Below are 627 nucleotides of genomic sequence, written 5' to 3'. Positions count from 1 at the left end.
GGGTCCGGGAAGTGCCGGGGGCTTCAGGCGCAGCAGATCGCGGCCTACGACAGCGGTGACGAGCAGGCCGATCACGGTGAGGCCGAACAGGTGCTGGGTCGGGGTCAGGAACCCGGCGACCAGTCCGCCGAGCCCGGCCCCGACCATGCCGCCGAGGCTGAACGCGGCGTGGAAGCTGGGCATGATGGGCCGCCGCATGGCCCTGACCAGGTCCACCGCCGCGCTGTTGAACGCGACGTTGATCCCTCCGTAGGCGGCGCCGAAGGCCAGCAGGACGAGGCCGAGGGTGAGGGGTGAGTGGGTGAGCGGTGGGAGGGAGACGCTCAGGGAGAGCAACACGCCGCAGACGACGGTGACTTGGTGGTTGCCGTAGCGGTGGCACAGGCGGCCGGTGAGCATCATCGTGATGACGGCGCCGGCGGAGACGCCGAGGAGCGCGAGTCCGAGGCTGCTGGCGGAGGCGCCGGTCTGTTCCTTGATGGCGGGGATGCGGACGACCCAGCCGGCGAAGATGAAGCCGTCCAGGGCGAAGAACGCGGTGAGGGTGATCCGGAGTCGGGTCAGGTCGGTGGGGGCGCCCGGCACGGCGTTGTGCGTTCGGGGTTTGTTTATTTGCGGCACAAATTC

At 69.5% G+C, this 627-nt stretch carries 1 protein-coding gene; it reads right to left on the bottom strand.

The window, feature by feature from the left end; all coding sequences use genetic code 11:
- Positions 1-585 (bottom strand): MFS transporter (locus AC31A1_RS52300; protein ID WP_489660058.1); only part of this gene is annotated, 585 nt, incomplete at its 3' end.
- Positions 586-627: the final 42 nt, after the last annotated feature.

This window comes from Streptomyces sp. P5F9 (assembly GCF_057961495.1).
The sequence above is the reverse complement of the archived record's forward strand: the minus strand, read 5'-3'. Positions and strand labels throughout refer to the sequence as shown.